21 protein-coding genes, 1 tRNA gene and 1 pseudogene are annotated in these 22,099 nt (G+C 61.5%); 16 read left to right on the top strand and 7 right to left on the bottom strand.

Annotated features, from left to right (window positions below):
- Window positions 1-63: 63 nt before the first annotated feature.
- The gene (locus NKH02_RS07090) at window positions 64-822 is read left to right on the top strand and encodes an SDR family NAD(P)-dependent oxidoreductase (protein ID WP_352868727.1); all 759 of its coding nucleotides are present in this window, start codon (window positions 64-66) and stop codon (window positions 820-822) included.
- 48 nt (window positions 823-870) lie between these two features.
- Window positions 871-1,077 (top strand): annotated as a pseudogene (locus tag NKH02_RS07085) (glutathione S-transferase family protein); the annotation flags it as partial.
- A gap of 228 nt (window positions 1,078-1,305) precedes the next feature.
- Here the strand turns inward: NKH02_RS07085 and NKH02_RS07080 are convergent.
- A tRNA-Gln gene (locus tag NKH02_RS07080) sits at window positions 1,306-1,380 on the bottom strand.
- Between the two features lie 128 nt (window positions 1,381-1,508).
- Window positions 1,509-1,853 carry a VOC family protein gene (locus NKH02_RS07075; RefSeq protein ID WP_352877455.1) on the bottom strand — a complete coding sequence of 115 codons (345 nt, stop codon included), beginning with the start codon at window positions 1,851-1,853 and terminating at the stop codon, window positions 1,509-1,511.
- 224 nt (window positions 1,854-2,077) lie between these two features.
- On the opposite strand from NKH02_RS07075, the gene ppdK reads away from it, so the two are divergent.
- The 3 genes from ppdK (at window position 2,078) to NKH02_RS07060 (ending at window position 6,996) form a co-directional block, all read left to right on the top strand.
- A complete protein-coding gene (ppdK, locus tag NKH02_RS07070; protein ID WP_352877453.1) occupies window positions 2,078-4,762 on the top strand; it encodes a pyruvate, phosphate dikinase in 2,685 nt (894 codons plus the stop codon).
- A gap of 277 nt (window positions 4,763-5,039) precedes the next feature.
- Window positions 5,040-6,086 (top strand): glycosyltransferase family 9 protein, encoded by a 1,047-nt coding sequence (locus NKH02_RS07065; protein WP_352877451.1) that lies wholly within the window; start codon window positions 5,040-5,042, stop codon window positions 6,084-6,086.
- A gap of 163 nt (window positions 6,087-6,249) precedes the next feature.
- A complete protein-coding gene (locus NKH02_RS07060) occupies window positions 6,250-6,996 on the top strand; it encodes a polysaccharide deacetylase family protein (protein ID WP_352877450.1) in 747 nt (248 codons plus the stop codon).
- Between the two features lie 74 nt (window positions 6,997-7,070).
- On the opposite strand, the gene NKH02_RS07055 is transcribed toward NKH02_RS07060, so the two are convergent.
- Window positions 7,071-7,460: a DUF427 domain-containing protein gene (locus NKH02_RS07055; RefSeq protein ID WP_352877449.1), complete on the bottom strand. Its 390-nt coding sequence runs from the start codon at window positions 7,458-7,460 to the stop codon at window positions 7,071-7,073.
- Between the two features lie 163 nt (window positions 7,461-7,623).
- Complete coding sequence (locus NKH02_RS07050) at window positions 7,624-7,980, bottom strand: hypothetical protein (RefSeq protein WP_352877448.1); 357 nt, start codon at window positions 7,978-7,980, stop codon at window positions 7,624-7,626.
- A 180-nt stretch (window positions 7,981-8,160) separates the two neighbouring features.
- Between NKH02_RS07050 and NKH02_RS07045 the strand changes: the two genes are divergently transcribed.
- Together NKH02_RS07045 and NKH02_RS07040 are read left to right on the top strand one after the other, a co-directional pair.
- On the top strand, window positions 8,161-9,789 hold the full coding sequence (locus tag NKH02_RS07045) for a fatty-acid--CoA ligase (RefSeq protein WP_352877446.1): 1,629 nt from the start codon (window positions 8,161-8,163) through the stop codon (window positions 9,787-9,789).
- An 80-nt stretch (window positions 9,790-9,869) separates the two neighbouring features.
- Entirely contained in the window at window positions 9,870-10,655 is a 786-nt protein-coding gene (locus NKH02_RS07040) for a DUF1499 domain-containing protein (RefSeq protein ID WP_352877445.1), read from the top strand.
- 64 nt (window positions 10,656-10,719) lie between these two features.
- Here NKH02_RS07040 and NKH02_RS07035 read toward each other — a convergent pair whose 3' ends face one another.
- Entirely contained in the window at window positions 10,720-11,718 is a 999-nt protein-coding gene (locus tag NKH02_RS07035) for a LacI family DNA-binding transcriptional regulator (RefSeq protein ID WP_352868702.1), read from the bottom strand.
- Between the two features lie 191 nt (window positions 11,719-11,909).
- On the opposite strand from NKH02_RS07035, the gene NKH02_RS07030 reads away from it, so the two are divergent.
- From NKH02_RS07030 to NKH02_RS07010, 5 genes are read left to right on the top strand one after another with little or no spacing between them, the layout of a single operon-like run.
- Window positions 11,910-12,950 carry an ABC transporter substrate-binding protein gene (locus tag NKH02_RS07030; protein ID WP_352877442.1) on the top strand — a complete coding sequence of 347 codons (1,041 nt, stop codon included), beginning with the start codon at window positions 11,910-11,912 and terminating at the stop codon, window positions 12,948-12,950.
- A 27-nt stretch (window positions 12,951-12,977) separates the two neighbouring features.
- Window positions 12,978-14,015: an ABC transporter ATP-binding protein gene (locus NKH02_RS07025; protein ID WP_352877627.1), complete on the top strand. Its 1,038-nt coding sequence runs from the start codon at window positions 12,978-12,980 to the stop codon at window positions 14,013-14,015.
- Window positions 14,012-14,899 carry an ABC transporter permease gene (locus tag NKH02_RS07020; protein WP_352877441.1) on the top strand — a complete coding sequence of 296 codons (888 nt, stop codon included), beginning with the start codon at window positions 14,012-14,014 and terminating at the stop codon, window positions 14,897-14,899. Before NKH02_RS07025 ends, NKH02_RS07020 begins: the two co-directional genes overlap by 4 nt.
- Complete coding sequence (locus NKH02_RS07015; protein ID WP_352868693.1) at window positions 14,892-15,683, top strand: ABC transporter permease; 792 nt, start codon at window positions 14,892-14,894, stop codon at window positions 15,681-15,683. Before NKH02_RS07020 ends, NKH02_RS07015 begins: the two co-directional genes overlap by 8 nt.
- Window positions 15,680-16,618: a phosphorylase family protein gene (locus tag NKH02_RS07010; protein WP_352877439.1), complete on the top strand. Its 939-nt coding sequence runs from the start codon at window positions 15,680-15,682 to the stop codon at window positions 16,616-16,618. Before NKH02_RS07015 ends, NKH02_RS07010 begins: the two co-directional genes overlap by 4 nt.
- 20 nt (window positions 16,619-16,638) lie before the next feature.
- Here the strand turns inward: NKH02_RS07010 and NKH02_RS07005 are convergent, their stop codons facing one another.
- Window positions 16,639-17,547: an MBL fold metallo-hydrolase gene (locus NKH02_RS07005; protein ID WP_352877437.1), complete on the bottom strand. Its 909-nt coding sequence runs from the start codon at window positions 17,545-17,547 to the stop codon at window positions 16,639-16,641.
- Between the two features lie 124 nt (window positions 17,548-17,671).
- On the opposite strand from NKH02_RS07005, the gene NKH02_RS07000 reads away from it, so the two are divergent.
- A complete protein-coding gene (locus NKH02_RS07000; protein WP_352877436.1) occupies window positions 17,672-18,262 on the top strand; it encodes a biotin transporter BioY in 591 nt (196 codons plus the stop codon).
- 94 nt (window positions 18,263-18,356) lie between these two features.
- On the opposite strand, the gene NKH02_RS06995 is transcribed toward NKH02_RS07000, so the two are convergent.
- Complete coding sequence (locus NKH02_RS06995) at window positions 18,357-18,479, bottom strand: hypothetical protein (protein WP_352877434.1); 123 nt, start codon at window positions 18,477-18,479, stop codon at window positions 18,357-18,359.
- A 445-nt stretch (window positions 18,480-18,924) separates the two neighbouring features.
- Here NKH02_RS06995 and NKH02_RS06990 point away from each other — a divergent pair, with 445 nt between their 5' ends.
- The 3 genes from NKH02_RS06990 to NKH02_RS06980 are packed head-to-tail and all read left to right on the top strand — an operon-like array spanning window position 18,925 to window position 22,071.
- Window positions 18,925-20,331 carry a sugar transferase gene (locus NKH02_RS06990; protein ID WP_352877432.1) on the top strand — a complete coding sequence of 469 codons (1,407 nt, stop codon included), beginning with the start codon at window positions 18,925-18,927 and terminating at the stop codon, window positions 20,329-20,331.
- A gap of 43 nt (window positions 20,332-20,374) precedes the next feature.
- Window positions 20,375-21,046 (top strand): UDP binding domain-containing protein, encoded by a 672-nt coding sequence (locus NKH02_RS06985; protein WP_352877429.1) that lies wholly within the window; start codon window positions 20,375-20,377, stop codon window positions 21,044-21,046.
- The gene (locus NKH02_RS06980; RefSeq protein ID WP_352877427.1) at window positions 21,046-22,071 is read left to right on the top strand and encodes an NAD-dependent epimerase; all 1,026 of its coding nucleotides are present in this window, start codon (window positions 21,046-21,048) and stop codon (window positions 22,069-22,071) included. Before NKH02_RS06985 ends, NKH02_RS06980 begins: the two co-directional genes overlap by 1 nt.
- Window positions 22,072-22,099: the final 28 nt, after the last annotated feature.

Here is a 22,099-nt window from a genome sequence, read left to right as displayed (position 1 = left end):
GGACATCGGGAGGGTGCCTTGGCGGCGCCGCTTCGCACCGTGACCATCCAATGAGGGCAGACCATGACCAAGCAAATCGCACTTATCACCGGCGCCGGCCGCGGCCTCGGCCGCAACATGGCGCTGCATCTCGCCAGACGCGGTGTCCACATCGTCGGCACCTACCGCAGCGGCGCGGCGGAAGCCGACGCGCTGCGCCAGGAGATCGAGGCGCTGGGCGGCACGGCCGCCATGCTGGCGCTCGACGTCACCGATACGACGAGTTTCCCGACATTTGCCGGGAAGGTGGTCGAAACCCTGAAGACTGATTTCGGTCGCGAACGCTTCGATTTCCTGGTCAACAATGCCGGCAACGGTCTTTTCGCCAACTTCGCCGAGGCGACCGAAGAGCAATTCGAATCGTTGGTCGGCACGCATCTGCGCGGCCCCGTCTTCCTGACCCAGAAGCTGCTGCCGCTGATCGAGGACGGCGGGCGCATCCTGAACGTCTCGTCCGGCTTCGTGCGCTTCACGCTGCCGGGCTACAGCCTTTATGCGGCGATGAAGGCTGCGGTCGAGGTGCTGACCCGATTTATGGCGGTGGAGCTTGGCGCGCGCCGAATCCGGGTCAATGCGATCGCGCCCGGCGCCATCGCCACCGACTTCGGCGGTGGTGCGGTGCGCGACAATGAGGATGTCAATGCCTATGTGGCGCAGGGCATCGCGCTGGGCCGCGTCGGCCTGCCGGACGACATCGGCAGCGCGGTCGCCGCTATCCTGTCGGAGGATATGGGTTGGGCGAACGGCACGACCTTCGACATTTCGGGCGGGCAGTTGCTGTAGCGCCAGCGCAACATCGCCCGTTCCTTGCCGGCACTTCGAGAGACCATCATGCCCGACACCAGCCTCACGCTCATCAGCCACCTGCTTTGCCCGTTCGTTCAACGGACGGCGATTGTCCTTCTTGAAAAGGGCGTGTCGTTCGACAAGATCGACGTCGATCTTGCGGGCAAGCCCGACTGGTTTCTGGCGCTTTCGCCGACCGGCAAAGTGCCATTGCTCAAGGTAGGCCAGGCGGATGGACCGGACGCCGTCCTCTTCGAAAGCATGGGCGGCGCAGCGCTGTATCCAGTCGATGCGCTGTCCCGTGCCCGGCAGCGTGGCTGGATCGAGTTCGGCACGGCGACCCTTAGTGGCGGACGATCCGCTGTCGACCGAACTGATGGACGCGATGCTGTCGGCACGCGCGGCGCTGTGGGAACAGTATTGCCGGCTGCTGCGTCGAGCGATGCCACCAAGATGAAATTATCCACAGGGCATCCAGATTGGCTGGGGCGCCAGGATTCGAACCTGGGAATGTCGGTACCAAAAACCGATGCCTTACCACTTGGCGACGCCCCAATTGCCGTCAGAGTCGCTGGTGCGGCGCGTTATTAGCAGAGCAGCCGAAAAGCACAATCCTTATGAGCGACAGTCAGAACGATCAAATTTGGTCAGGCAAAGCAGCGCCGCCGGCCGACATGCGGCGGCTATTCGGACCACACAGCCATCTCGTTGCCGGCCGGATCGACAAAGTGGAAGCGCCGGCCGCCGGGGAGTGAAAAGATCGGCTTGACGATCATGCCGCCGGCACTCTCGACGGCACCGAGCGTATCTTCCAGATCCTTGCTGTAAAGCACGGGTAGCGGCTTGGCGGGCGCTTCCTCGGCGTCGGCCTGGAAGCCACCGTCCAGGCCTTCGGCAAAAGCCGAATAGGTCGGTCCATAGTCGGTGAACGACCAGGCAAAGGCATTGCTGTAGAAGGCCTTGAGCCGGTCCAGCGTTCCGCCGGTCGCAGGCATTTCCAGATAGTCGAGTTTTCCAGACAGTTTCATGACTCACCTGTTTGTTCCCCATATGTTCTACTTTAAAAGCCCGGGAATGGCAAGTCTTTTTGACGCATCCTCGGGCCGGGGTTTTGCTTAATCGATTGTAGGAGCCGGGCGGCTTCGCCGACGCCTTGCCTTTCGCACTGCAGCATCATATCGCTCCAGGGTCGGACCGGCGGAACTATCCGTTTCGCCAACCTTTCCAATCTCCTGCAACCGGAGAGCAATGCATGACCAAATGGGTTTTCACCTTTGGCGATGGTGCGGCGGAAGGCCGTGCCGGCGACAGGAATCTGCTGGGCGGCAAGGGCGCCAATCTGGCCGAGATGTGCAGCCTGGGCCTGCCGGTGCCGCCGGGCTTCACCATCACCACGGAGGTCTGCAACGCCTACTATGCCAATGGCCGCAGCTATCCGGCCGGATTGGAAGCCGATGTCGCGGTTGCGCTCGATCACATCGGACACCTGACTGGCCGCCGCTTCGGCGACCCGTCGAAACTGCTGCTGGTCTCGGTGCGATCCGGCGCCCGCGCGTCGATGCCCGGCATGATGGACACAGTGCTCAATCTCGGGCTGAACGACGAGACGGTCGAGGCGCTGGCCGCCGATTCCGGCGACGCGCGCTTTGCCTATGACAGCTACCGCCGCTTCATCCAGATGTATTCCGACGTCGTCATGGGCCTCGACCATGAGGTGTTCGAGGAAATCCTGGAGGACCAGAAGGGCGGACTTGGGCATGAGCTCGACACCGAACTGACGGCGCTCGAATGGCAAGGCGTCATCGCGCTCTACAAGGCCAAGGTCGAGGAAGAGCTCGGCAAGCCGTTCCCGCAGGATCCGCATGAGCAGCTGTGGGGCGCGATCGGCGCCGTCTTCTCGAGCTGGATGAACAACCGCGCCATCACCTATCGGCGCCTGCACGACATTCCCGAAAGCTGGGGCACGGCGGTCAATGTCCAGGCCATGGTGTTCGGCAATATGGGTGAGACATCGGCCACCGGCGTCGCCTTCACCCGCAACCCGTCGACCGGCGAGAAGATGCTCTATGGCGAGTTCCTGGTGAACGCGCAGGGCGAGGACGTCGTCGCCGGCATCCGTACGCCGCAGAACATCACCGAAGCGGCGCGCATAGCGGCGGGCTCGGACAAGCCATCGCTGCAGAAGCTGATGCCGGACGCGTTTCAGTCCTTCGTCACCATCTCCGACAGCCTGGAAAAGCACTACCGCGACATGCAGGATCTCGAATTCACCATCGAGCGCGGCAAATTGTGGATGCTGCAGACAAGGTCCGGCAAGCGCACCGCCAAGGCGGCGCTGAAAATTGCCGTCGAGATGGCGCGGGACAGGCTGATCACGAAAGAGGAAGCCGTCGCCCGCATCGACCCGGCATCGCTCGACCAGCTTCTGCATCCGACGATCGATCCCAAGGCCGCGCGTGACGTCATCGGCATCGGATTGCCGGCGTCGCCCGGTGCCGCCACCGGCGAGATCGTCTTTTCCTCGGGCGACGCCGAGGAGTTGAAGTCGCAAGGCCGCAAGGCGATCCTGGTGCGCATCGAAACCAGCCCCGAGGACATCCACGGCATGCATGCCGCGGAAGGCATCCTGACCACGCGCGGCGGCATGACCAGCCACGCCGCGGTTGTGGCGCGCGGCATGGGCAAGCCTTGCGTGTCGGGCGCCGGTTCGCTGCGCGTCGACTACAAGGCAGGCACGCTGATGGCGATGGGCTCGACCTTCCGCAAGGGCGACATCGTCACCATCGACGGCGGCAATGGCCAGGTGCTGAAGGGCGCCGTGCCGATGCTGCAGCCCGAACTTTCCGGCGATTTCGCCGCCATCATGGAATGGGCGGACGCGGTACGCCGCATGAAGGTGCGCACCAATGCCGAAACGCCGCTCGACGCGCGCATGGCGCGTTCCTTCGGCGCCGAAGGCATCGGCCTTTGCCGCACCGAGCACATGTTCTTCGATGGCGACCGCATCGTCGCCATGCGCGAGATGATCCTGGCCGACACCGAAAAGGACCGGCGCACAGCACTCGCCAAGCTCTTGCCGATGCAGCGTTCGGATTTTCTCGAACTGTTCGAGATCATGGCCGGCCTGCCGGTGACGATCCGTCTGCTCGATCCGCCGCTACACGAATTCCTGCCCAAGACCGAGGAAGAGGTGGCCGAGGTTGCCGCCGCCATGAAGGTGTCGCCGGACAAGCTCAGGCAGCGCACCGAGGCGCTGCACGAGTTCAACCCGATGCTCGGTCATCGCGGTTGCCGCTTGGCCGTCTCCTATCCCGAAATTGCCGAGATGCAGGCGCGCGCCATTTTCGAGGCGGCCGTCGAGGCCGGCAAGAAGGCCGGCGCGCTTGTGGTCCCCGAGATCATGGTGCCGCTGGTCGGCTTGGTGAAGGAACTCGACTACGTCAAGGCGCGCATCGATGCGGTCGCCAAGAGCGTCATGGAGGAAACCGGTGTCAAGATCGACTATCTCACCGGCACCATGATCGAACTGCCGCGTGCGGCGATCCGCGCCCATGTCATCGCGCAGTCCGCCGAGTTCTTCTCCTTCGGCACCAACGACCTGACCCAGACGACATTCGGTATTTCGCGCGACGATGCGGCCTCGTTCCTGGAAACCTACCGCCAGAAAGGCATAATCGACCAGGATCCGTTCGTCTCGCTCGACATCGACGGCGTCGGCGAACTGGTGCGCATGGCTGCCGAAAAGGGCAGGGCGACGCGGCCCGACATCAAGCTTGGCATCTGCGGCGAACATGGCGGCGACCCGGCCTCGATCCGCTTTTGCGAAGAGATCGGCCTCGACTACGTATCCTGCTCGCCCTATCGCGTGCCGATCGCAAGGCTGGCGGCCGCGCAGGCAGCGGTGCTGGTCGCTAGATCAATTCCAGGAAAAGTGTGAAACGGTTTTCCCGGGAAAGCGCGTAGCGCTTTCCCGTAGGGAATTGCGTCAACCGTTTCGAGAAACGGTGAACTGCTCCAAGTCAGGCCGCGGATAGATCTATCCCGGACGAGCTTGCCGTTTTGTAAGCCAATTCACGCGAACGTGCCGACGGCATTGCATAATTTCGACACTGTTCCCGCCCAATTTGCGGATACCCCGCGATTGTCCCCGGAAGCCGATGTTGCAGACCTCACCCGCGCCGTTCCGCTCCATTTTGGTCATTCAAACGAAGTTCATGGGAGATATCGTCCTCGCCTCGGTACTTGTGGAAAATTTGCGGCTCGAATTCCCCGGCGCCAGGATCGTATTTCTGTGCGAGGCTAGCTTCGAGAGCTTCGTGATCGCTCATGGCATCGCTTCCGAGGTGGTCACGTTTAAGCGCGCCCGCATGCGCGGCACCAACCTCGAGCGCGGGAAGGAGCTTTACGCCATGGTCCGCGCGTTGCGCCGCTTCCGCTTCGACCTGACGATCGACGTGACCGATTCAAAGACGTCGCGCATTGTCAGCGGGCTCGTCAACGCAAGAACCCGCGTCGGCTACAATCCTTCCGAAAGACCCTTGCGCATGCTGGAGCGCCAGCCCGCCAACGTCTTTGCCAAGCCCTACGGCTTTGATGGCCAGCACTTTCTGTACCGCTATCTCTCGCCGCTCGAAGCGCTCGGAATCGAACTCCGCAAGGTGATTCCGAGCCTTCAGCCGCTGCCATTGGAGACGGCGAAAGCATTGGCGCTGCTGGATAAGCACCATCTGCGGCCAAACGGTTTCATCGCCGTGCATGCGGGTGCAAGCTTCGAGGGGCGACGTTGGCAGCCCGAGCGGTTTGCCGCGGCGATCGGCGAGATTATGGGCGAAACCGGTCTGGACGTCGTCCTGGTGGGCGGCCCGGACGAGCAGGAGATTGCCGAACGTATCGTCGCCAGGACCGAGCCGTCGGTCGTCAATCTCGTCGGGGACCTGTCGCTTGAAAGTCTGCTGGCGGTGCTGAAGCAAGCCCGGCTGTTTCTCGGCAACGAGAGCGGCCCGATGCACATGGCCGCCGCCACCGGAACCCCGGTTGTCGGGCTGTTCGGTTTGACGCGTCCGTCGCGCTGGGGGCCCGTCGGCGTGCCCAGCATTTCGCTCCAGCCGCCGTTGCCTTGCAACTGCCTGGCCAAGGGCCTCTGCCGCGCGCCGGATCCCAGCAAGGCGTGCTGCGTCTGGGGTCTGGAGGTCAAGCCTGTGGTCGACGCGGTGCGCGAGCTTCTTTCGCGCTCCGAAATGAGGCTGGGGCGCGCCATCTGAAATCATGGTCGCGCGGACAACCGCTATCGCGGAATGGCCCGTTCACCACGCGAACGGTCAAATTGCCGCGACAGCCACTTTTCCGCTATCCACCATCCCGATTTCCGCCTTCATGCACGTCTTGGGATGCCGGCTTGAAACGACCGGTCAGGAATTCGGTTTGATGCGCCTGCTGCAAAAAAATCTCTGCATGATCGCCATGTCGTTGGCGATGGTATCCGCCGGCCATGCCGCGCCGCTCGTCGAGCCCACGCTGCACATCAGGCCGGAGGCGAGCGGAGCAGGCCGCGTTGCGCTCACGCTAGATGCCTGCGGCGGGCAGACCGACAGCCGGATCCTTTCGGCGTTGGTGGACAACAAGATCCCCGCCACCATTTTCGTGACCGGTATCTGGCTGAAGCGAAACGCCGCCGCCGTCGAGATCATGCGGGCCCATCCCGATCTGTTCGAGCTTGAAAATCACGGCGGCCATCATATCCCGGCGGTCGACACGCCACGGAAAATCTACGGTATCCGCAGCGCCGGCAGCCCGGACGCGGTGCTGGCCGAGGTCGAGTCGGGTGCCGCCGCTCTTGCCGGAACCGGCGAGCCGGCGCCGAAATGGTTTCGGGGCGCAACCGCCGAATACAGTCCGTCGGCAATCGCCATGATCCGCAAGCTTGGCTTCAAGATCGCGGGCTTCTCGATAAACGGCGACGGCGGCTCATTACTTGGCGCCAAGGAAACCGCGCGGCGCATCGCGGCGGCCAAGGACGGTGACGTGATTATCTCGCACATCAACCAGCCGACCCACGCCGCCGGCGAAGGCGTGGTGCAGGGGCTCCTGGCGCTCAAGGCCAAGGGCTTGACCTTTGTGCGGCTCGACGATGCCGATGCCGATGGAATCGGCGATCACGGCACCACCGACTGACCGGTGCATTTGATCTTCAGGTGAAGCCGGCCTGACCTGAATCTCAACGCACCTCACGCGGCGGTCGCAGTCGGTCAGTCCGGTTTGGTTTCGATCGCGACCTTGCTGGCGTAGAACGCGCCGTGGTTACGGATTTCAGCCATTTCGTCGAAAGGATGCTCGTAGGCCCACATGGCGTTCTGGCCGGTTTCGCCGGCAGGCAGCACGCTCCAATAGCTTGCGTCGCCCTTGTAGGGGCAATGGGTCGAGTGTTCGGTGCCGGCGAGCTTGCCGAAATCGATGTCGGCGAACGGAATGTAGAAGACCGCGGGATAGGGCGGCTCACTCAGCACCTTGGCCCTCGTGGATGAAGCGATGACCGCGTCTCCGGCGCGCACGGTGACTGTGCCGGCAAAGGGCTCGATGGTGATGACCTTGTCGGGATTGCGTTGAAAACCGGGGGCGGGGTTGGTGATCTGGTCCATGCGGGGTCTCCTTGCGTCGATTTTCAGATGTGTCGCGCAAGGGCGTTGTTCAAGGCCCGCCGTGGCCATACAACACGCACCCAATCGGGGATACCGACGGATTGTGCCTTCGAAGCAAACGGATTGTGCCTTCGAAGCAAATTGAAATACCTGCCGCCAGCAGTCAGGCAGCGGCCTTGAACACGTCCATGAGACCGGCATAGGCAGCAGCGATGCCGGCGACCGGGTTGCTGCTTCTCGACGCGGTTTCGACCTTCAATGGGCCGCCGCCGGTCGGCAGTGTCAGCAGCAGGAACTGGCGATTGCCGCCGTCGCCGACGGATGCGGCCGCGACATGCTGGCCTTCGCCCTGGTTCTGGACACACATCTTGAACAGCAGCGTGCCGCCGACCGCTTCGAGCGCGCCGCCGACAACTTCAACAAATTCGTCTTCGGAAACAGTCTTTGTATCCGGCGACAGATCGGCCAGACTTTCGGCAAGCGTACTCTCAAGGGCTTCGTCGTCGAGCTGCGCGTCCATGCGAACCTCTTTCAGTCGCCAATCGCCCCTTGCCCGTTAACGAAGCTTAACGCCGACGATGGCCGGAATGTGGCGGTTTTCCACCAATGCAGCGCCAGGCCGCGCTGGCGGCTGGACAATCCGGCGGTTCGCTCCACAATGGCACAAAAAGCACACGCAAAAGCGTGAAGGGAGGATCGAATGCTGGGATTGATGCAGGAATGGCCGCTGCTTTGCCATAAGCTCATCGACAATGCCGAGCGGCAGCATGGCGTGCGCGAGATCGTGTCGCGCTCGATCGAGGGGCCGATCGTGCGCACCACCTACGCCGACATCCATCGTCGCGCCCTGAAAGTCGCCCAGCGGCTGGAGCGTGACGGCTATCGCCTGGGCGATCGCATCGCCACGCTCGCCTGGAACACCGCGCGCCACATCGAGGCCTGGTACGGCATCATGGGCATCGGCGCCATCTACCATACGCTCAATCCGCGGCTGTTTCCCGAGCAGATCGTCTGGATCATGAACCATGCCGAGGACAAGGCTGTTTTCGTCGACCTGACCTTCATGCCACTGCTGGAGAAGATTGCCGGTGCGGTCAAATCGCTGAAACAGGTGATCGTGCTGACCGACAAGGCGCACATGCCACGGACGACACTGCCTAACGTGGTCGCCTACGAAGACTGGCTTGACGAGGCGGATGGCGACTTCGCCTGGAAGACCTTCGACGAAGGCACCGCCGCCGGCATGTGCTACACGTCGGGCACGACAGGTGATCCCAAAGGCGTCGTCTACAGCCACCGTTCGAACGTGCTGCACGCCATGATCGCCGCCATGCCCGACGCCATGGGCCTGTCGTCGCGCGATACGATCTTGCCGGTCGTGCCGATGTTCCACGCCAATGCATGGGGGCTTGGCCAGAGCGGACCGATGATCGGCGCCAAGCTGGTCATGCCTGGCTGCAAGATGGACGGCGCCTCGATCTATGAACTGCTCGACACCGAGAAGGTGACCTTCAGCGCCGCCGTGCCGACCGTCTGGATGATGCTGCTGCAGCACCTGGAGGAGACCGGCAAGAAGCTTCCCTATCTCAACAAGGTCGTCATCGGCGGCTCGTCCTGTCCGCGCGCAATCATGACGAAGTTTCAGCAGAACTACGATGTCCAGGTCATCCATGCCTGGGGCATGACCGAAATGTCGCCGCTCGGCACGCTGTGCACCTTGAAGCCGGACTATGCCGGTCTTGAGGGCGATGCCCGGCTCGATGTCCAGCAGAAACAGGGCTATCCGCCCTTCGGCGTCGAAATGAAGGTGACCGACGACGACAACAAGGAGCAGCCCTGGGACGGAAAGACATTTGGCCGCCTGAAAGTGCGCGGACCGGCCGTTGCGCGCGCCTATTATGGCGGCGTCGGCGCGGAGCAGTTCGACGAGGACGGCTGGTTCGACACCGGCGACGTCGCTCATATCGACGCCGGCGGCTATATGCAGATCACCGATCGCGCCAAGGACGTCATCAAATCCGGCGGCGAATGGATTTCCACCATCGACCTCGAGAATCTGGCTGTCGGCCACCCCGATGTCGCCGAGGCGGCCGCCATCGGCGTTTATCATTCGAAATGGGGCGAGCGACCGTTGCTGGTCGTTGTCCGCAAGCCTGGCAAGGAACCGACCAAGGCTGATATTCTCGACTTCATGGACGGTAAGGTGGCCAAATGGTGGATGCCGGACGATGTCGCCTTCGTCGGCGAAATTCCGCACACCGCCACCGGCAAGATCCAGAAGATCACCTTGCGCCAGCAGTTCAAGGACTATCGCTTGCCGACGGATTGACGGGATGTCGCGTGTTTCGGCTTCAAGCCATCGCGAAAAGGTTCTAAGTCTCCGTTCGGGTTGGGGCAGCGCAGAAAACGATGGTTAGCATTCCTGAACGGCAAACGTCGAAGGCGGCCGGATGGTCGCGGCGCACAGCCGCTTTTTCGTTGGTGCTGCTGCTGACGGTCTTCGTCGGCCATCGCTTCGATCTCGTGGAAACACCGGTCTTCCTGTGGGTGCTGGGCATTGTCGCGCTGCTGGCGGCCCTGGCACTGTTGTTTGCCGGATTTGCCTTTTCGCGGCTGTGGAACTTCGGTGATCGCGGCGGTCGCGACCTGACGGTCGGCGCCCTGCTGGCGCTGCTGGTGCTCGCACCCTACGGCGTCGCCGCCTACTGGGCGACAATCTACCCGCCGCTCAGGGATATCTCGACGGATTTCGACGAGCCGCCGGCGCTCGACGTGGGCGACCGGACGAAGGACATGAACGTGCTTTCCCCATCGACGCCTGGTGAACAGCGGCTGCAGACCGATAGCTATCCACTGGTCAGCGCACGCAGCTACGCCCTGCCATTCGACACTGTCGTCAATGCCGTCGAAACCGTCCTTGACCGGCGCGATTGGGATCTGTCCGAACCCTATCCCGACCTCGCCGGGCAAAACGACGTGACCATTACCGCCGTCGCCAAGGGGTTCGTGATCGGTCTTCCGGCCGACGTTGCGATCCGCGTGACCGACGATGGCGATGCGGTCATCGTCGACATGCGGTCAGCCTCGCGATACGGCCGCTTCGACCTCGGCGACAACGCCGCGCGCATCGTCGAATTCCTCGCCGAACTCGACCAGGAAGTCGCCGGTCAGGTTGGCGCGGCGCCGGTCGAGTAATGTTCAGAAAGTGTTGTAGTTAGGCGGATTCGCATATCGCCGCAGAATGCAGCTTGTGGGCAGACTATTCGGCGGGCTCGAATCTGCCCTGCACCAAGATCGCTGCGACCGGCCCAAGCGGATTGATGATCCGGCTCTCCAGGACTTCGATAAGTTTGCGTCCAACCGCCGCCATATCCACGAAATGAACTCCGATCTTTGCCGGCAGGAAGCGTGCCAGCCGCGTGCTGTCACGAGTGACTATGTGGACGTCGCTCCCCGGCACGAGACCTCTTCTGCCAAGGGCATGTAACGCCCCTAGAAGGCCCAGTTCGTTGGCACATGCCAAGCCTGTCGGCGGATCTGACGACGCCAGTAGGTGATCGAACCAGCCTGCGCTGGATTCCATCGTGAACATGCCATGACCGATCAGCGATTGGTCGATCGGAATACCGGCCTCGGCCATTGCCCTTCCATACCCGGAAAGACGCATGGCACTCGCCTGATCTTCCGGAACGAGAAGTTGCAGCGCAATGCGTCGACAGCCCTTATCCATGAGCCGTCGGGTCGCCTCGTACGCAATCTGTTCATTGTCGACATCGACATAGGGGTATGCGATGTCCAGGTCGGTTCTTCCAAACGCGACGAATGGCATGCGTTGATCCAGCAGCAGCTTGACGCGCGGATCGGCCGACACCAAGCGCGTGATGATCAGTCCGTCTGTGCTGCGCGCCTGAAGCTGCCGCTGCACACTCTCAACGGGGTCGTCGTCGGGAGTGGTGGAATAGATGGACAGACTATAACCGGCTTGCCGGGCAGCCAGCGTCATGCCTTCGATCAAGGGAAGCTTCAACAGATCGGACAGGTGGTCTCGTGTCTCCATCGGGAGCACTGCCGTCAGCGTCAGCGTCCGACCGGTTTTCAGCGCACGGCCATGATGATCTGGCACATAGCCAACCCGCTTAGCCACCTCCTTGACGCGGGCTATGGTCGAGGGCTGTACTTCCGGCCCATCCTTCAGAGCGCGGGACACCGTGGTCACCGACAGGGAAAGTTCCGCTGCGATCTGCTTTAGGTTGGCCATTGTTCGCCCGACTTCGAAAGCGCCGGCTGATTGCTGACCTCCATAGCGTTACCGGATTCGACATCCCGGTCAATCCGAACTCCCTTGGGAAAGCAGCTTGACTCATTTGCGTTAAGATGAAATCGTAACGTTACGATTACAAATAAATGGCCCTTTCGAGCGACATTTGGAAAAAGTGGGGAGGAGAATCTATGTCCTGGTTACGCATTTCCTTAACAGCATTCGCAATCTCTGCTGCGTTGCCCGTCCACGCGCAAACAGTCACCATCACGACCGCGGGTGGCGATTATGGCAACGCCATGAAAACGGCCATGTGGGCCCCCGCTGCAAAAGAGCTTGGCTATGATGTCCGAGAAGAGACGCAAAGCGACGGACTGGCCGCCCTGAAGATGCAGGTTACCGCGGGTGCGGTGACGACCGACATCATCCACCTGGGATCACCAGAAGGCGCGCAGGCGGCGGCACAGTCGCTCCTGGAGCCGCTTGACTACAAGATTATCGATCCCAAGTCCGTGCCGGATGGTGCAAAGTCCGATTACTGCTATCCGTTCGACTCCTACGGCACCGTCATGTCGTGGAACACCAAAACCTATGGCGAGAATCCGCCGAAGACGTGGGCGGAGTTCTGGGATGTTGCCAAATTTTCTGGCCGTCGCGCCCTGCGCGCCAATGCGCAAGACTCGATCGAGATAGCGCTGCTCTCCGATGGCGTGGCGCCGGCAGACGTCTATTCCGTGCTCGGCACGCCGGAGGGGCTAGAACGCGCCATCAAGCGGCTTGAAGCGATCAAACCAAATGTCGCCGTGTGGTGGACCTCGGGAGCGCAGTCCGCGCAATTGCTGAAAGATGGTGAGGCGGACCTGGTCGTTACCTGGAACGGACGGGCCCAAACCGTGAAAGCGGATGGCGGCGCGGCCGACTACACGTTCAAGGGTTCGGTCATCGGCACGGACTGCCTTGCGGTGCCGAAGGGAGCGCCGAACAAGGAAGCAGCGATGAAGCTCATCGCGGCGATGACACAGCCCGCGCGCGTGGCGAAGCTGACCGATTTCATCGCCTATGGCCCGGTCAACCCCGCTGCCTATGAGGGTGGCCTTATCCCCGAAGACCGTCTCAAGACCCTGGCGACCGCACCTGAAAATGCTGGCACTTCGGTGTTTTCGAGTGCGGACTGGTGGGTCAAGAATGGCGAGGCTGCGCAAAAAGCCTTTGATGAGATGATGGCCCGCTGAGTCTCAGCTCTAAGGCTTGAGCGCATGATGAAGTCGCTCCCGATCACCATCGACAGCGTGCGCAAGACCTATGGATCTTACGTCGCGCTGGACGATGTCTCGCTCGACATTCGGGCCGGCGAATTCCTCACGCTGCTGGGGCCGTCGGGGTCGGGCAAGACCACGCTGCTCATGGCTTTGGCCGGTTTTGTCCGGCCCGATTCCGGTAAACTCCTGTTGGGTGATCGGGACATTACCCGCCTGGCCCCCAACAAGCGGGACATCGGCATCGTGTTCCAGAACTACGCCCTGTTTCCCCATATGAACGTTCTGGCAAATGTCGAGTATCCGTTGGCGCTGCGCAAGACGCCGAAAGCGGAGGCACGCCAGCGGGCGCTTGACACCTTGGCCCGCGTGAAGCTGGAAGGTCTGTCGGAGCGCAATATTGCCGCATTGTCCGGTGGCCAGCGCCAGCGGGTGGCGTTGGCGCGGGCGATCGTCTTCGAACCACGCGTGATGCTGATGGACGAGCCGCTGTCGGCGCTCGACAAGAATCTGCGCGAAACCATGCAGTACGAGATCCGGCGTCTGCACGATGATCTGGGGATCACCACAATCTATGTGACGCATGACCAGCGCGAAGCATTGACTATGTCAGATCGGGTCGCGGTTATGAATTCCGGCCGCATTCAGCAGATCGATACGCCACAGCAGATTTATGATCGTCCATCGACCCGCTTCGTCGCGGAGTTCATGGGTGAGGCCAACATTGTGGCCCCGGGCTCGGTGCGCAGAATAGACGGCGCCGATGCGTCACGCGAAGCTCTGATGATCCGCGCGGAGAGCTTCCATCTTGATGCGAAGCTCGTCGGGCGAGACGGGGTGGCGCTCGACGGAACGCTGTGCGCTAAGGCGTTTCGCGGCGAAAACTGGCTTTTGACGCTGGCGCTTGACGGCGGGCAAGAGATTCTTGTCTGCATTCCGGCGGCGTTGGCCAGTGGCTGCGCCGAGCTTACCATCGGTCAGCAAATGACCGCATATGCACCAGCAGCGAAAGTTCACGCGATACCGGGAGCGAAAGCGTGACCGTCCTCGCGGATCCTGCGCTCGCGGCAGACGCACGACGCGAGCGGCGGTTCTTCCTCTCGCTTTCACTGCCCGCGCTTTTCATCGTTGGACTGGCGGCGATACTGCCCATCGTCTGGATCATCCGACAATCCTTCCTGACCACAGGGGGTGAATACACCGTCGGCAATTACGAGAAGGTGCTTTCGAGCGGATTGACATGGTCGGCACTCGTCACAACCCTTGAGCTGTCCCTGGGCACGCTGGCGATCTGCATTCTTCTCGGTATCCCCCTGGCCCTCGCTTTGGCGAGCGCCAGGCCAAGGGTGGCCAATTTGCTGATGGCCCTCGTCATGCTGCCGTTGTGGACCTCTATTCTGGTGCGCACCTATGGCTGGCTCGTGCTCTTGCGGCGCGATGGCCTGATCAACGCGGCTTTGACAGGTTCGGGCCTGGCAACGGAGCCATTGCCGCTGGCCTACAACTTCACGGGAACGCTCATCGGCATGGTTCACTACATGCTGCCGCTCTTTCTCCTGCCAGTCTATGCCGCGATGCGCGATATCGACGCAAACCTCATTCGCGCGTCGGCGAGCATGGGCGCCACTATCGGGCAAGCGATCCGCACGGTCATTCTGCCTCTTTCGGCCGGCGGTATCTTCTCGGGTTCGATCATCGTCTTCATCTACACCATAGGTTTCTTCATCACGCCGGCGGTGCTTGGCGGCGGCAAGGTAAATCCTCTCTCCATCCGGATCGAGCGCACGCTGTCGACCTTTCAGGATTGGGGATCGGCGAGCGTCTTGGGTATTCTGCTCCTCATTTTAATGGCGTTGATGGGTGTGATGTTCCTGGCTGCACGGCGGCTGATTGCCGGGCGCAAAGTCGGCACAGCCCATGCTTGAAGCCTATCCAGACAACAGGCTGGCCCGCATCCTTCTGTGGAGTTTCTGCGCGCTTGTATTGGCGTTCCTGATGCTGCCGACGCTCGTCGTCGTCCCGCTCTCCTTTTCGGCGTCCAATCTTCTCGAGTTCCCACCGCGCGCATACTCGTTGCGCTGGTACGAGACTTTCTTCGGTTCGGCGACATGGATGGCCGCGCTCAGGACGAGCCTGATCCTTGGGACATTGACGGCGATGGTCGCCGTGCCCCTGGGGCTGCTGGCCTGCATTTCGATAAATCGGCTCGGCGGAAAAGCCGCCATTACCATTCAGGGCATTCTGCTCATCCCCTCCATCGTGCCGGGAATCCTGCTCGCGATCGGTCTCTTCTTTGTGCTGGCGGCGCAACGTCTGGTCGGAACGCTGTTCGGCGTGCTGGTCGGACATGTGGTGCTGGCCATCCCGGTCGCGTGCATTGTGTTGCTGCCCGCTCTGGTCCGCTTTGACTGGAACCAGGTTCAGGCGGCGCGCAGCCTCGGCGCAAACTGGGCGAGGGCCATTGGCGGAATAATTGTCCCGCAACTTCAGATCAGTCTGTTGTCGGCCACATTGATGGCCTTCCTGACTTCGCTCGACGAGTCTGTCATTTCGATCTTCGTCGCAAGTGGCCAAAACAGCACGCTGCCGAAGCTCATGTTTCTGTCCCTGCGAGATCAGATCGATCCAACCATCGCGGCGATCTCGACAGTGTGGACCGGTATCGTCGTGGTCGCAGTCTTGATCGTGACTCTCCGCCAAAAATCATGATCGAGACCGGAAACATGCCCGACAATCATAACGCAGCCGACGATCAGGCGGATCATCCAACGGACATACCGAAGGCTGGGTTGGCGATTATCACCGGTTCGGCAAACTGGGGGCTTGCCTTCCCGGAAGATGTCGAAGTCGATGGCGTGCGCACCTTGCGGCGAGACATGAGTTTTGAAACGCCTTTCGGTCGCAGCGACCACTGGAAATTGCTCGAGTTCGATGCCTCGATTACCTCGGAAGGCAAAACGAAACGTGCGTTGTGCATGTATTCGCACGGCAATCCGCGCGACCATATCGACCATTCCTGCCATCGCCGCGCGTTCTGGGTATTGATGACCGCGGGTGTAAAGCAAGTCCTGTCCTGCTCGACCATTGGCGCTGTCAACAAAGCGATCCAACCCGGCGACATGGTTGTGACCGCCGATATCATCGAACTGACGCAGACGCCGTTTTCACTCCTTCCCGGCCGACAGAGCTTCGACTGCTCGGGCAAGCAGATCGTATGTCCAAGATGCGCGGCGGTTCTGGTCCAAACGGCCCGCCGTCATTGGCCAGCGGAATGCCGTATCCATGGCATCGAACAGCAGTTGGTGGCTGCCCATTGTTACGGGCCGCGACTGACCACCCCGGCCGAAGCCTTGGCGTATCGAAGCATGGGAGCGGATGTGCTCAACCATTCGATCGCCCCTGAGGCGACCCTGTCGCGCGAGATCGGCGCGTGTTTCGTGCCCTTTGCGTTCGTGACCGCGGGTTTCAACGACTATATGGACCGCAACCGCCAGGAATTGTTGCAAAAGGACGTGCTGCCGAAGCTCTCTATGACAGCCTCGCGAGTTGCTCTGGAGACTGCGGCACGACTTCCATCTGATCCCGAATGCTCTTGCCAGGGCTTGAAGTCGCCTCAGCCAGCAGAGCGCTCCAGCCGATTCTAGAGCGAATGGCGCCGAAGGCTTTAGCCAGCCGGCGCGAAAATGCCGTCGATGGCCGGTGCGGCGTCTGTCGTGACCAGATCGCGCGCCACCAGGTCTTCTAGATGGGCGAGCACCGACAATCCGGCGGCGCCATGCAGCCGCGGGTCGGTGTCGCGATAGATCGCCTTGACCATGTCCACGATCGTCCGGTCGCCCGCTCTGACCCGCTCCAGTATGGCGCGCTCGCGCATTCTGCGGTGTGTCTTCAATCCACGCATGAAAGCGCGCGGTGCGGTTACCGGCCCGCCATGTCCTGGCAGCAGCAAACGATCCTCGCGTTCGATCAGCCGGTCCAGCGAGGCCATATAGTCGGCCATCGCCCCATCCGGCGGGGCGACGATGGAGGTTGCCCAGGCCATGACATGATCGGCGGAAAACAGGATGCCGGTTCCTTCCAGCGCGAAAGCCGCGTGATTGGCGGTGTGGCCCGGGGTCAGAACCGTCCTGATCGACCAGCCGTCGCCGTCGATCACCTTGTCGTCGGGCAATGCGATATCGGGGACGAAAGCCGTGTCGGCGCTGGCGTCTAGCGCATTGGTCTCGCCGATATGCAGGGGTCTTGCAGGGCGATGCGGTCCCTCTGCCAATACGGGCGCGCCGGTGCGCTCTTTCAGCCTGGCGGCCAGCTGGGAGTGGTCGCGGTGGGTGTGGCTGACGAAGATATGGCTGACCGGCCGGCCCGCGATCACGTCAAGCAGGGTCTGCAGATGCGCCTCGTCATCCGGCCCCGGATCGATCACCGCCAGCGTATCGCGGCCAACGATGTAGCTGTTGGTGCCGTGAAAGGTGAAGGGGCTCGGATTGCGGGCCGTGATGCGCCGGATGTCGGGCGCGACGCTTATCCCCTGGCCATAATGGGGGTCGAAGCCGGTGTCGAATCTGAGTGCCATGGCGGATGCATAGGTGCCTTGTTTCAGGAAACGGCAAAACCGATTGCCGCATAACACGCAAGCCAATATAGGAGAACGTGAGGCCGCGAACATCGGATAGCGGCAACCGGATTGGGGAAATACCATGGCAATTGCAACTACGATGCGTCCGCTTGTTTCTCTGGCTCTGCCGCAAAATGGCGCGGCGCGGCTGGCAACGCAGTTTTTCCTGGCCATCGCCGGAACGCTGCTGCTGACCTTGTCGGCCAAGACCAAGGTGATGCTCGGACCGGTCGACATTTCGATGCAGACGCTGGCCGTGCTGCTGATCGCCGCCACCTTTGGCATGCGTCTCGGCGTCGCCACCCTGCTGCTCTACATGGCGGAGGGCGCCATGGGCTTCCCCGTCTTCCAGAGCACCCCGGAAAAGGGTCTCGGCATTGCCTACATGCTCGGCTCGACCGGCGGTTATCTCGCAGGCTTCGTGGTCATGGCGGCGATTGTCGGCTGGGCCGCAGATCGTGGCTGGGACCGCCATCCGATCAAGCTTTTCAATGCCATGCTGGTTGCCGAAATCGTCATGATGGCCATGGGCTTCGCCTGGCTGGCGCTGCTGATCGGCCCGGAAAAGTCGTGGCAGTTCGGCGTCGTGCCCTTTATCGTCGGCGACCTGATCAAGGTGGCGCTCGCGGCAAGCCTTGTACCGGCCGTGTGGTCGCTGCTGAAGCGCGGCTGAAACGCGAGCCGCCGAAGAAGGGGCCAGCGGCTTGAGCAATCAAGTCCTGGCTGGACTGGCGGATTTCGGTCTGCTGTCCGCCAAGTAATCTCACTTAGGTTTCCGGAAACAGCTTCGGGAACAGCGCATCCAATGCGTCGGCCGGAAAGCGTAGCGACACCGGGCCTTTGGGTGTTTCCGACGCCAACAGACCGAGCGCGATCACGTCATTGAACACGCGACGCGCCGTGCGCTCGGGCGTGCCGATTCGATGCCTCGAGCTATTTCTTCTATGCTCGGCCGACCTTGGCTTCCACTAAGTGCATAATTATAAACATATATTTCGAATTTGCCAGGATGTTTGGCCGATCTTCTGGCCGATCATTGGCACCTTCCCGGCTTCCGCCGGCCATAGGCGTCTACGCCGACGCCGAGGTCCAAGGCTTCGGGAACACAATATCCCCCGCTCTCGCCTAAGCTCCCGCGCGACTCGCAATCGCTAAAGGATGCGATCTCCGAAGCAATGCTGAAAACTGCTCAGCGTCATTGGCCCTATCATCTCGCATCGGCGCTGCGTGCACAGCGGCTTTTCTGAAGCATCAAACAATGCTGGTGATCAAAACTTCTACTAACTATTGATATGTAATAGATACTTGCTGGTGCAATCGCACTGTCGTAGACCCGTGGTCTTCGACTATGTCGAATCGCCGGGGGTGAAAACGTTCGATTCGATCTACGAACGAACGGGCAGGTCAGATGCAGAATCGCGCTGGCTGGGCCGACACGGCAACTTCGGGGGAAGGGGCAAGGCGTTGAATGTCACGGCGTCAACTATTGTCGGAAGCCGGCATTTCCTGTTCAGGATTCGATTTCAGCTGCTTGGCGGACTGACATTCGCGATTTTTGCGCCCGCCATTATCCGGATTGTCTTCAATCCTGAGTTTATCTATTCGGCAAACCTTCAGGTGACGGTGACCGCCGCGGCGATTGCGCACCTGGCGGGTTTCCTCTCCTATCGCCGCATCGGCAATTTTCCGGGCGTGGCCGCGGCAAGCTACATCTTGCCGACATTTGCCTTGTCCTACGGGGCTGTTTTCCTGACCATCTTCTTTTTTCGGTTCGAGTACAGCCGGTTCCAGGCCGCCGCCAGTTTCACGCAGTCCACGCTCTGGTATTTCGGCCTGAGCCTGTTGACGCGGCGTCTCGACCCACACCGGCTCGTCGTGATTCCCGGAGGAGATGTCGAGCGTCTCAAGACCTTGCCCGGGGTGCACTGGTTCTGGATCGTGTCGACCAGCACGGTCATTGAAAGAGCCAGCGGCGTGGTCGTTGATCTGCGTGCCGATCTTGGCGCGGAATGGGAACGATACATCGCGGATCGCGCCCTTTCGGGAACGCCCGTATACCATGTCAAGCAGGTGCGGGAGTCGTTGACCGGTCGGGTCGAGATCGAGCACCTGTCCGAAAACACGCTTGGCTCCCTTAACCCGAACCAGGCATATCTTAAAATCAAGCAGGCGGCCGACTGGATTTCCGCGGTTGTCTTGATTGTCGTTCTGTCTCCTGTCCTGGCGCTGATAGCGCTGCTGATCCGGCTGGACTCCGAGGGTCCCGTGCTGTTTCGCCAGCAACGCATGGGGTACCGGGGCAAGCTCTGCACGGTCTACAAGTTTCGCTCGATGCGGCAGCACGGCGACGCTGACAGCGACAAGGAGAAGGCGATCACCAAGCGCGACGACGATCGCATCACCCGCGTCGGACGTTTCCTGCGAAAATTCAGGATCGACGAACTGCCGCAGGCCATCAACATTCTGCGTGGCGAAATGAGCTGGATCGGGCCGCGGCCGGAAGCCGTCGTCCTGTCGCAGTGGTACGAGGCTGAGTTGCCGTTCTACCGCTACAGGCATATTGTCAGGCCAGGTATAAGCGGGTGGGCACAAGTAAATCAAGGGCATGTGGCTGCCGTTGACGATGTGATGGAAAAATTGCACTATGATTTCTATTACATAAAGAACTTTTCGCCCTGGCTGGATGTTCTGATAACGCTCAAGACAATGAAAACAATGCTTACTGGGTTTGGCGCGCGATAGCCAATGCGAAGCATGACTCTGGAATAGCAAGCGCAGGAAGCAGATGGACCTTGCCTCCAGGAAAATAGCCATCATCGGGCTTGGCTATGTCGGCCTGCCGCTGGCGGTCGCCTTCGGTGCCACCAGGGATGTCGTCGGGTTCGACATCAACCAGTCGCGGGTGGATGCTCTGGAGCGTGGCGAGGATCATACGCTGGAAGCCGGCAGCGATGAGATCAGTGCAGCTTCGCGGCTGAGGTTCACCACCCACAAGGCCCAGGAACTCGGCTATCATCCCGAGGTGATTCTTGCCGGCCGCCGTATCAATGACGGCAGGGGTCGGCACGCGGCGGATCAGACGGCCCGCCTGATGATGCGCAAGGGGATACCAGTCGTCGGCAGCCGGATTCTGGTGATGGGCGCGGCTTTCAAGGAAAATTGTCCGGAGCTGAGAAATTCCAGGGTCGCCGATGTCGTCGCCCGGCTGAAGGAGTACAATGCCGGCATCGACATCTGGGATCCCTGGGTCGATGCGCAGGAATGCGCGCGTGCCTTCGGCATAACGAGCATGAAGGACATTCCCGACGAGCGCTATGACGGCGTCATCGTGGCCGTCGGCCACCGGCAGTTCCGCGCGCTTGGCGTCGACGGCCTGAAGGCGCTTTGCAAGACCCCGGGCGTCATCTACGACATCAAGGGTCTGTTCCTCAGGCATGTTACGGATGGGCGTTTCTGATGAAAGTTCTGGTCACCGGCGCCGCCGGCTTCATAGGCTATCATGTGGCCAAGCGCCTGCTGGAGCGCGGCGACGAGGTTGTCGGCATCGACAACGTCAACAGCTATTACGATCCGCAGATCAAGGAGGCGAGGCTGCGGCTGCTGGAGGAGGCGAGCCGCAAGACCAATGCGGGCTATCAGTTCATCCGCGGCAATCTCGCCGACAGAGGAGTGGTCGATGGCTGCTTCGCCGACCACGCATTCGACCGCGTGATCCATCTCGCCGCCCAGGCCGGAGTTCGCTACAGCCTGGAAAATCCGCATGCCTATGTCGAAAGCAACATCATCGCCTACGCCAACATGCTGGAAGCCTGCCGCAACAGCGCCGTTGCGCACCTGACCTATGCCAGCACCTCGAGTGTCTACGGCGCCAACACCGACATGCCGTTTTCCGAGCACCGGCCGGCCGACCACCCGCTGCAGTTCTACGCCGCGACCAAACGTGCCAACGAGCTGATGGCGCACAGCTACAGTCATCTGTTCGGGCTGCCGACGACCGGGCTTCGCTTCTTCACCGTGTATGGCCCCTGGGGGCGCCCGGATATGGCGCTGTTCCTGTTCACCAAGAACATCCTTGCCGGCGAGCCGATCAAGCTGTTCAACAACGGCAACCACACGCGCGACTTCACCTATATCGAGGACATCGCCGAGGGCGTCGTGCGGGCCAGCGACAGCCCGGCCACGGGCAATGCCGCCTGGGACTCCAGCCGTCCGGATTCGGCCACCAGCAGCGCCCCCTGGCGCATATTCAACATCGGCAACAACAACCCGGTGAAGCTGACCGCCTATGTCGAGGCGCTGGAAAACGCACTTGGCAGGAAAGCCATCGTCGAACTGCTGCCGCTGCAGCCCGGTGACGTGCCCGATACCTTCGCCGACACGTCGGCGCTGGAGCAGGCGGTGGGCTATCGTCCGACGACGACGGTGACCGAGGGCGTCGGGCGGTTCGTCGAGTGGTACCAGGCGTATTTTGGACGGGGATAGGCCCGTTCTTGGCGGTTGCCGGCTGATC

Source organism: Mesorhizobium sp. M1396, from assembly GCF_040317725.1.
GTDB lineage: Bacteria > Pseudomonadota > Alphaproteobacteria > Rhizobiales > Rhizobiaceae > Mesorhizobium.
This window is presented reverse-complemented; position numbering and strand designations above follow the sequence as displayed.

Excerpts from the sequence above, each read along its gene's own strand:
- NKH02_RS07000 (WP_352877436.1), top strand. The coding sequence starts at position 17,672 with ATGGCAATTGCAACTACGATGCGTCCGCTTGTTTCTCTGGCTCTGCCG.
- NKH02_RS06980 (WP_352877427.1), top strand. The coding sequence starts at position 21,046 with ATGAAAGTTCTGGTCACCGGCGCCGCCGGCTTCATAGGCTATCATGTG.
- NKH02_RS07075 (WP_352877455.1), bottom strand. The coding sequence starts at position 1,853 with ATGAAACTGTCTGGAAAACTCGACTATCTGGAAATGCCTGCGACCGGC.
- NKH02_RS07035 (WP_352868702.1), bottom strand. The coding sequence starts at position 11,718 with ATGGCCAACCTAAAGCAGATCGCAGCGGAACTTTCCCTGTCGGTGACC.
- NKH02_RS06985 (WP_352877429.1), top strand. The coding sequence starts at position 20,375 with ATGGACCTTGCCTCCAGGAAAATAGCCATCATCGGGCTTGGCTATGTC.
- NKH02_RS07090 (WP_352868727.1), top strand. The coding sequence starts at position 64 with ATGACCAAGCAAATCGCACTTATCACCGGCGCCGGCCGCGGCCTCGGC.
- NKH02_RS07030 (WP_352877442.1), top strand. The coding sequence starts at position 11,910 with ATGTCCTGGTTACGCATTTCCTTAACAGCATTCGCAATCTCTGCTGCG.
- NKH02_RS07045 (WP_352877446.1), top strand. The coding sequence starts at position 8,161 with ATGCTGGGATTGATGCAGGAATGGCCGCTGCTTTGCCATAAGCTCATC.
- NKH02_RS07060 (WP_352877450.1), top strand. The coding sequence starts at position 6,250 with ATGCGCCTGCTGCAAAAAAATCTCTGCATGATCGCCATGTCGTTGGCG.
- NKH02_RS07010 (WP_352877439.1), top strand. The coding sequence starts at position 15,680 with ATGATCGAGACCGGAAACATGCCCGACAATCATAACGCAGCCGACGAT.
- NKH02_RS07050 (WP_352877448.1), bottom strand. The coding sequence starts at position 7,980 with ATGGACGCGCAGCTCGACGACGAAGCCCTTGAGAGTACGCTTGCCGAA.
- ppdK (WP_352877453.1), top strand. The coding sequence starts at position 2,078 with ATGACCAAATGGGTTTTCACCTTTGGCGATGGTGCGGCGGAAGGCCGT.
- NKH02_RS07005 (WP_352877437.1), bottom strand. The coding sequence starts at position 17,547 with ATGGCACTCAGATTCGACACCGGCTTCGACCCCCATTATGGCCAGGGG.
- NKH02_RS07025 (WP_352877627.1), top strand. The coding sequence starts at position 12,978 with ATGAAGTCGCTCCCGATCACCATCGACAGCGTGCGCAAGACCTATGGA.
- NKH02_RS07040 (WP_352877445.1), top strand. The coding sequence starts at position 9,870 with ATGGTTAGCATTCCTGAACGGCAAACGTCGAAGGCGGCCGGATGGTCG.
- NKH02_RS07055 (WP_352877449.1), bottom strand. The coding sequence starts at position 7,460 with ATGGACCAGATCACCAACCCCGCCCCCGGTTTTCAACGCAATCCCGAC.
- NKH02_RS07015 (WP_352868693.1), top strand. The coding sequence starts at position 14,892 with ATGCTTGAAGCCTATCCAGACAACAGGCTGGCCCGCATCCTTCTGTGG.
- NKH02_RS07065 (WP_352877451.1), top strand. The coding sequence starts at position 5,040 with ATGGGAGATATCGTCCTCGCCTCGGTACTTGTGGAAAATTTGCGGCTC.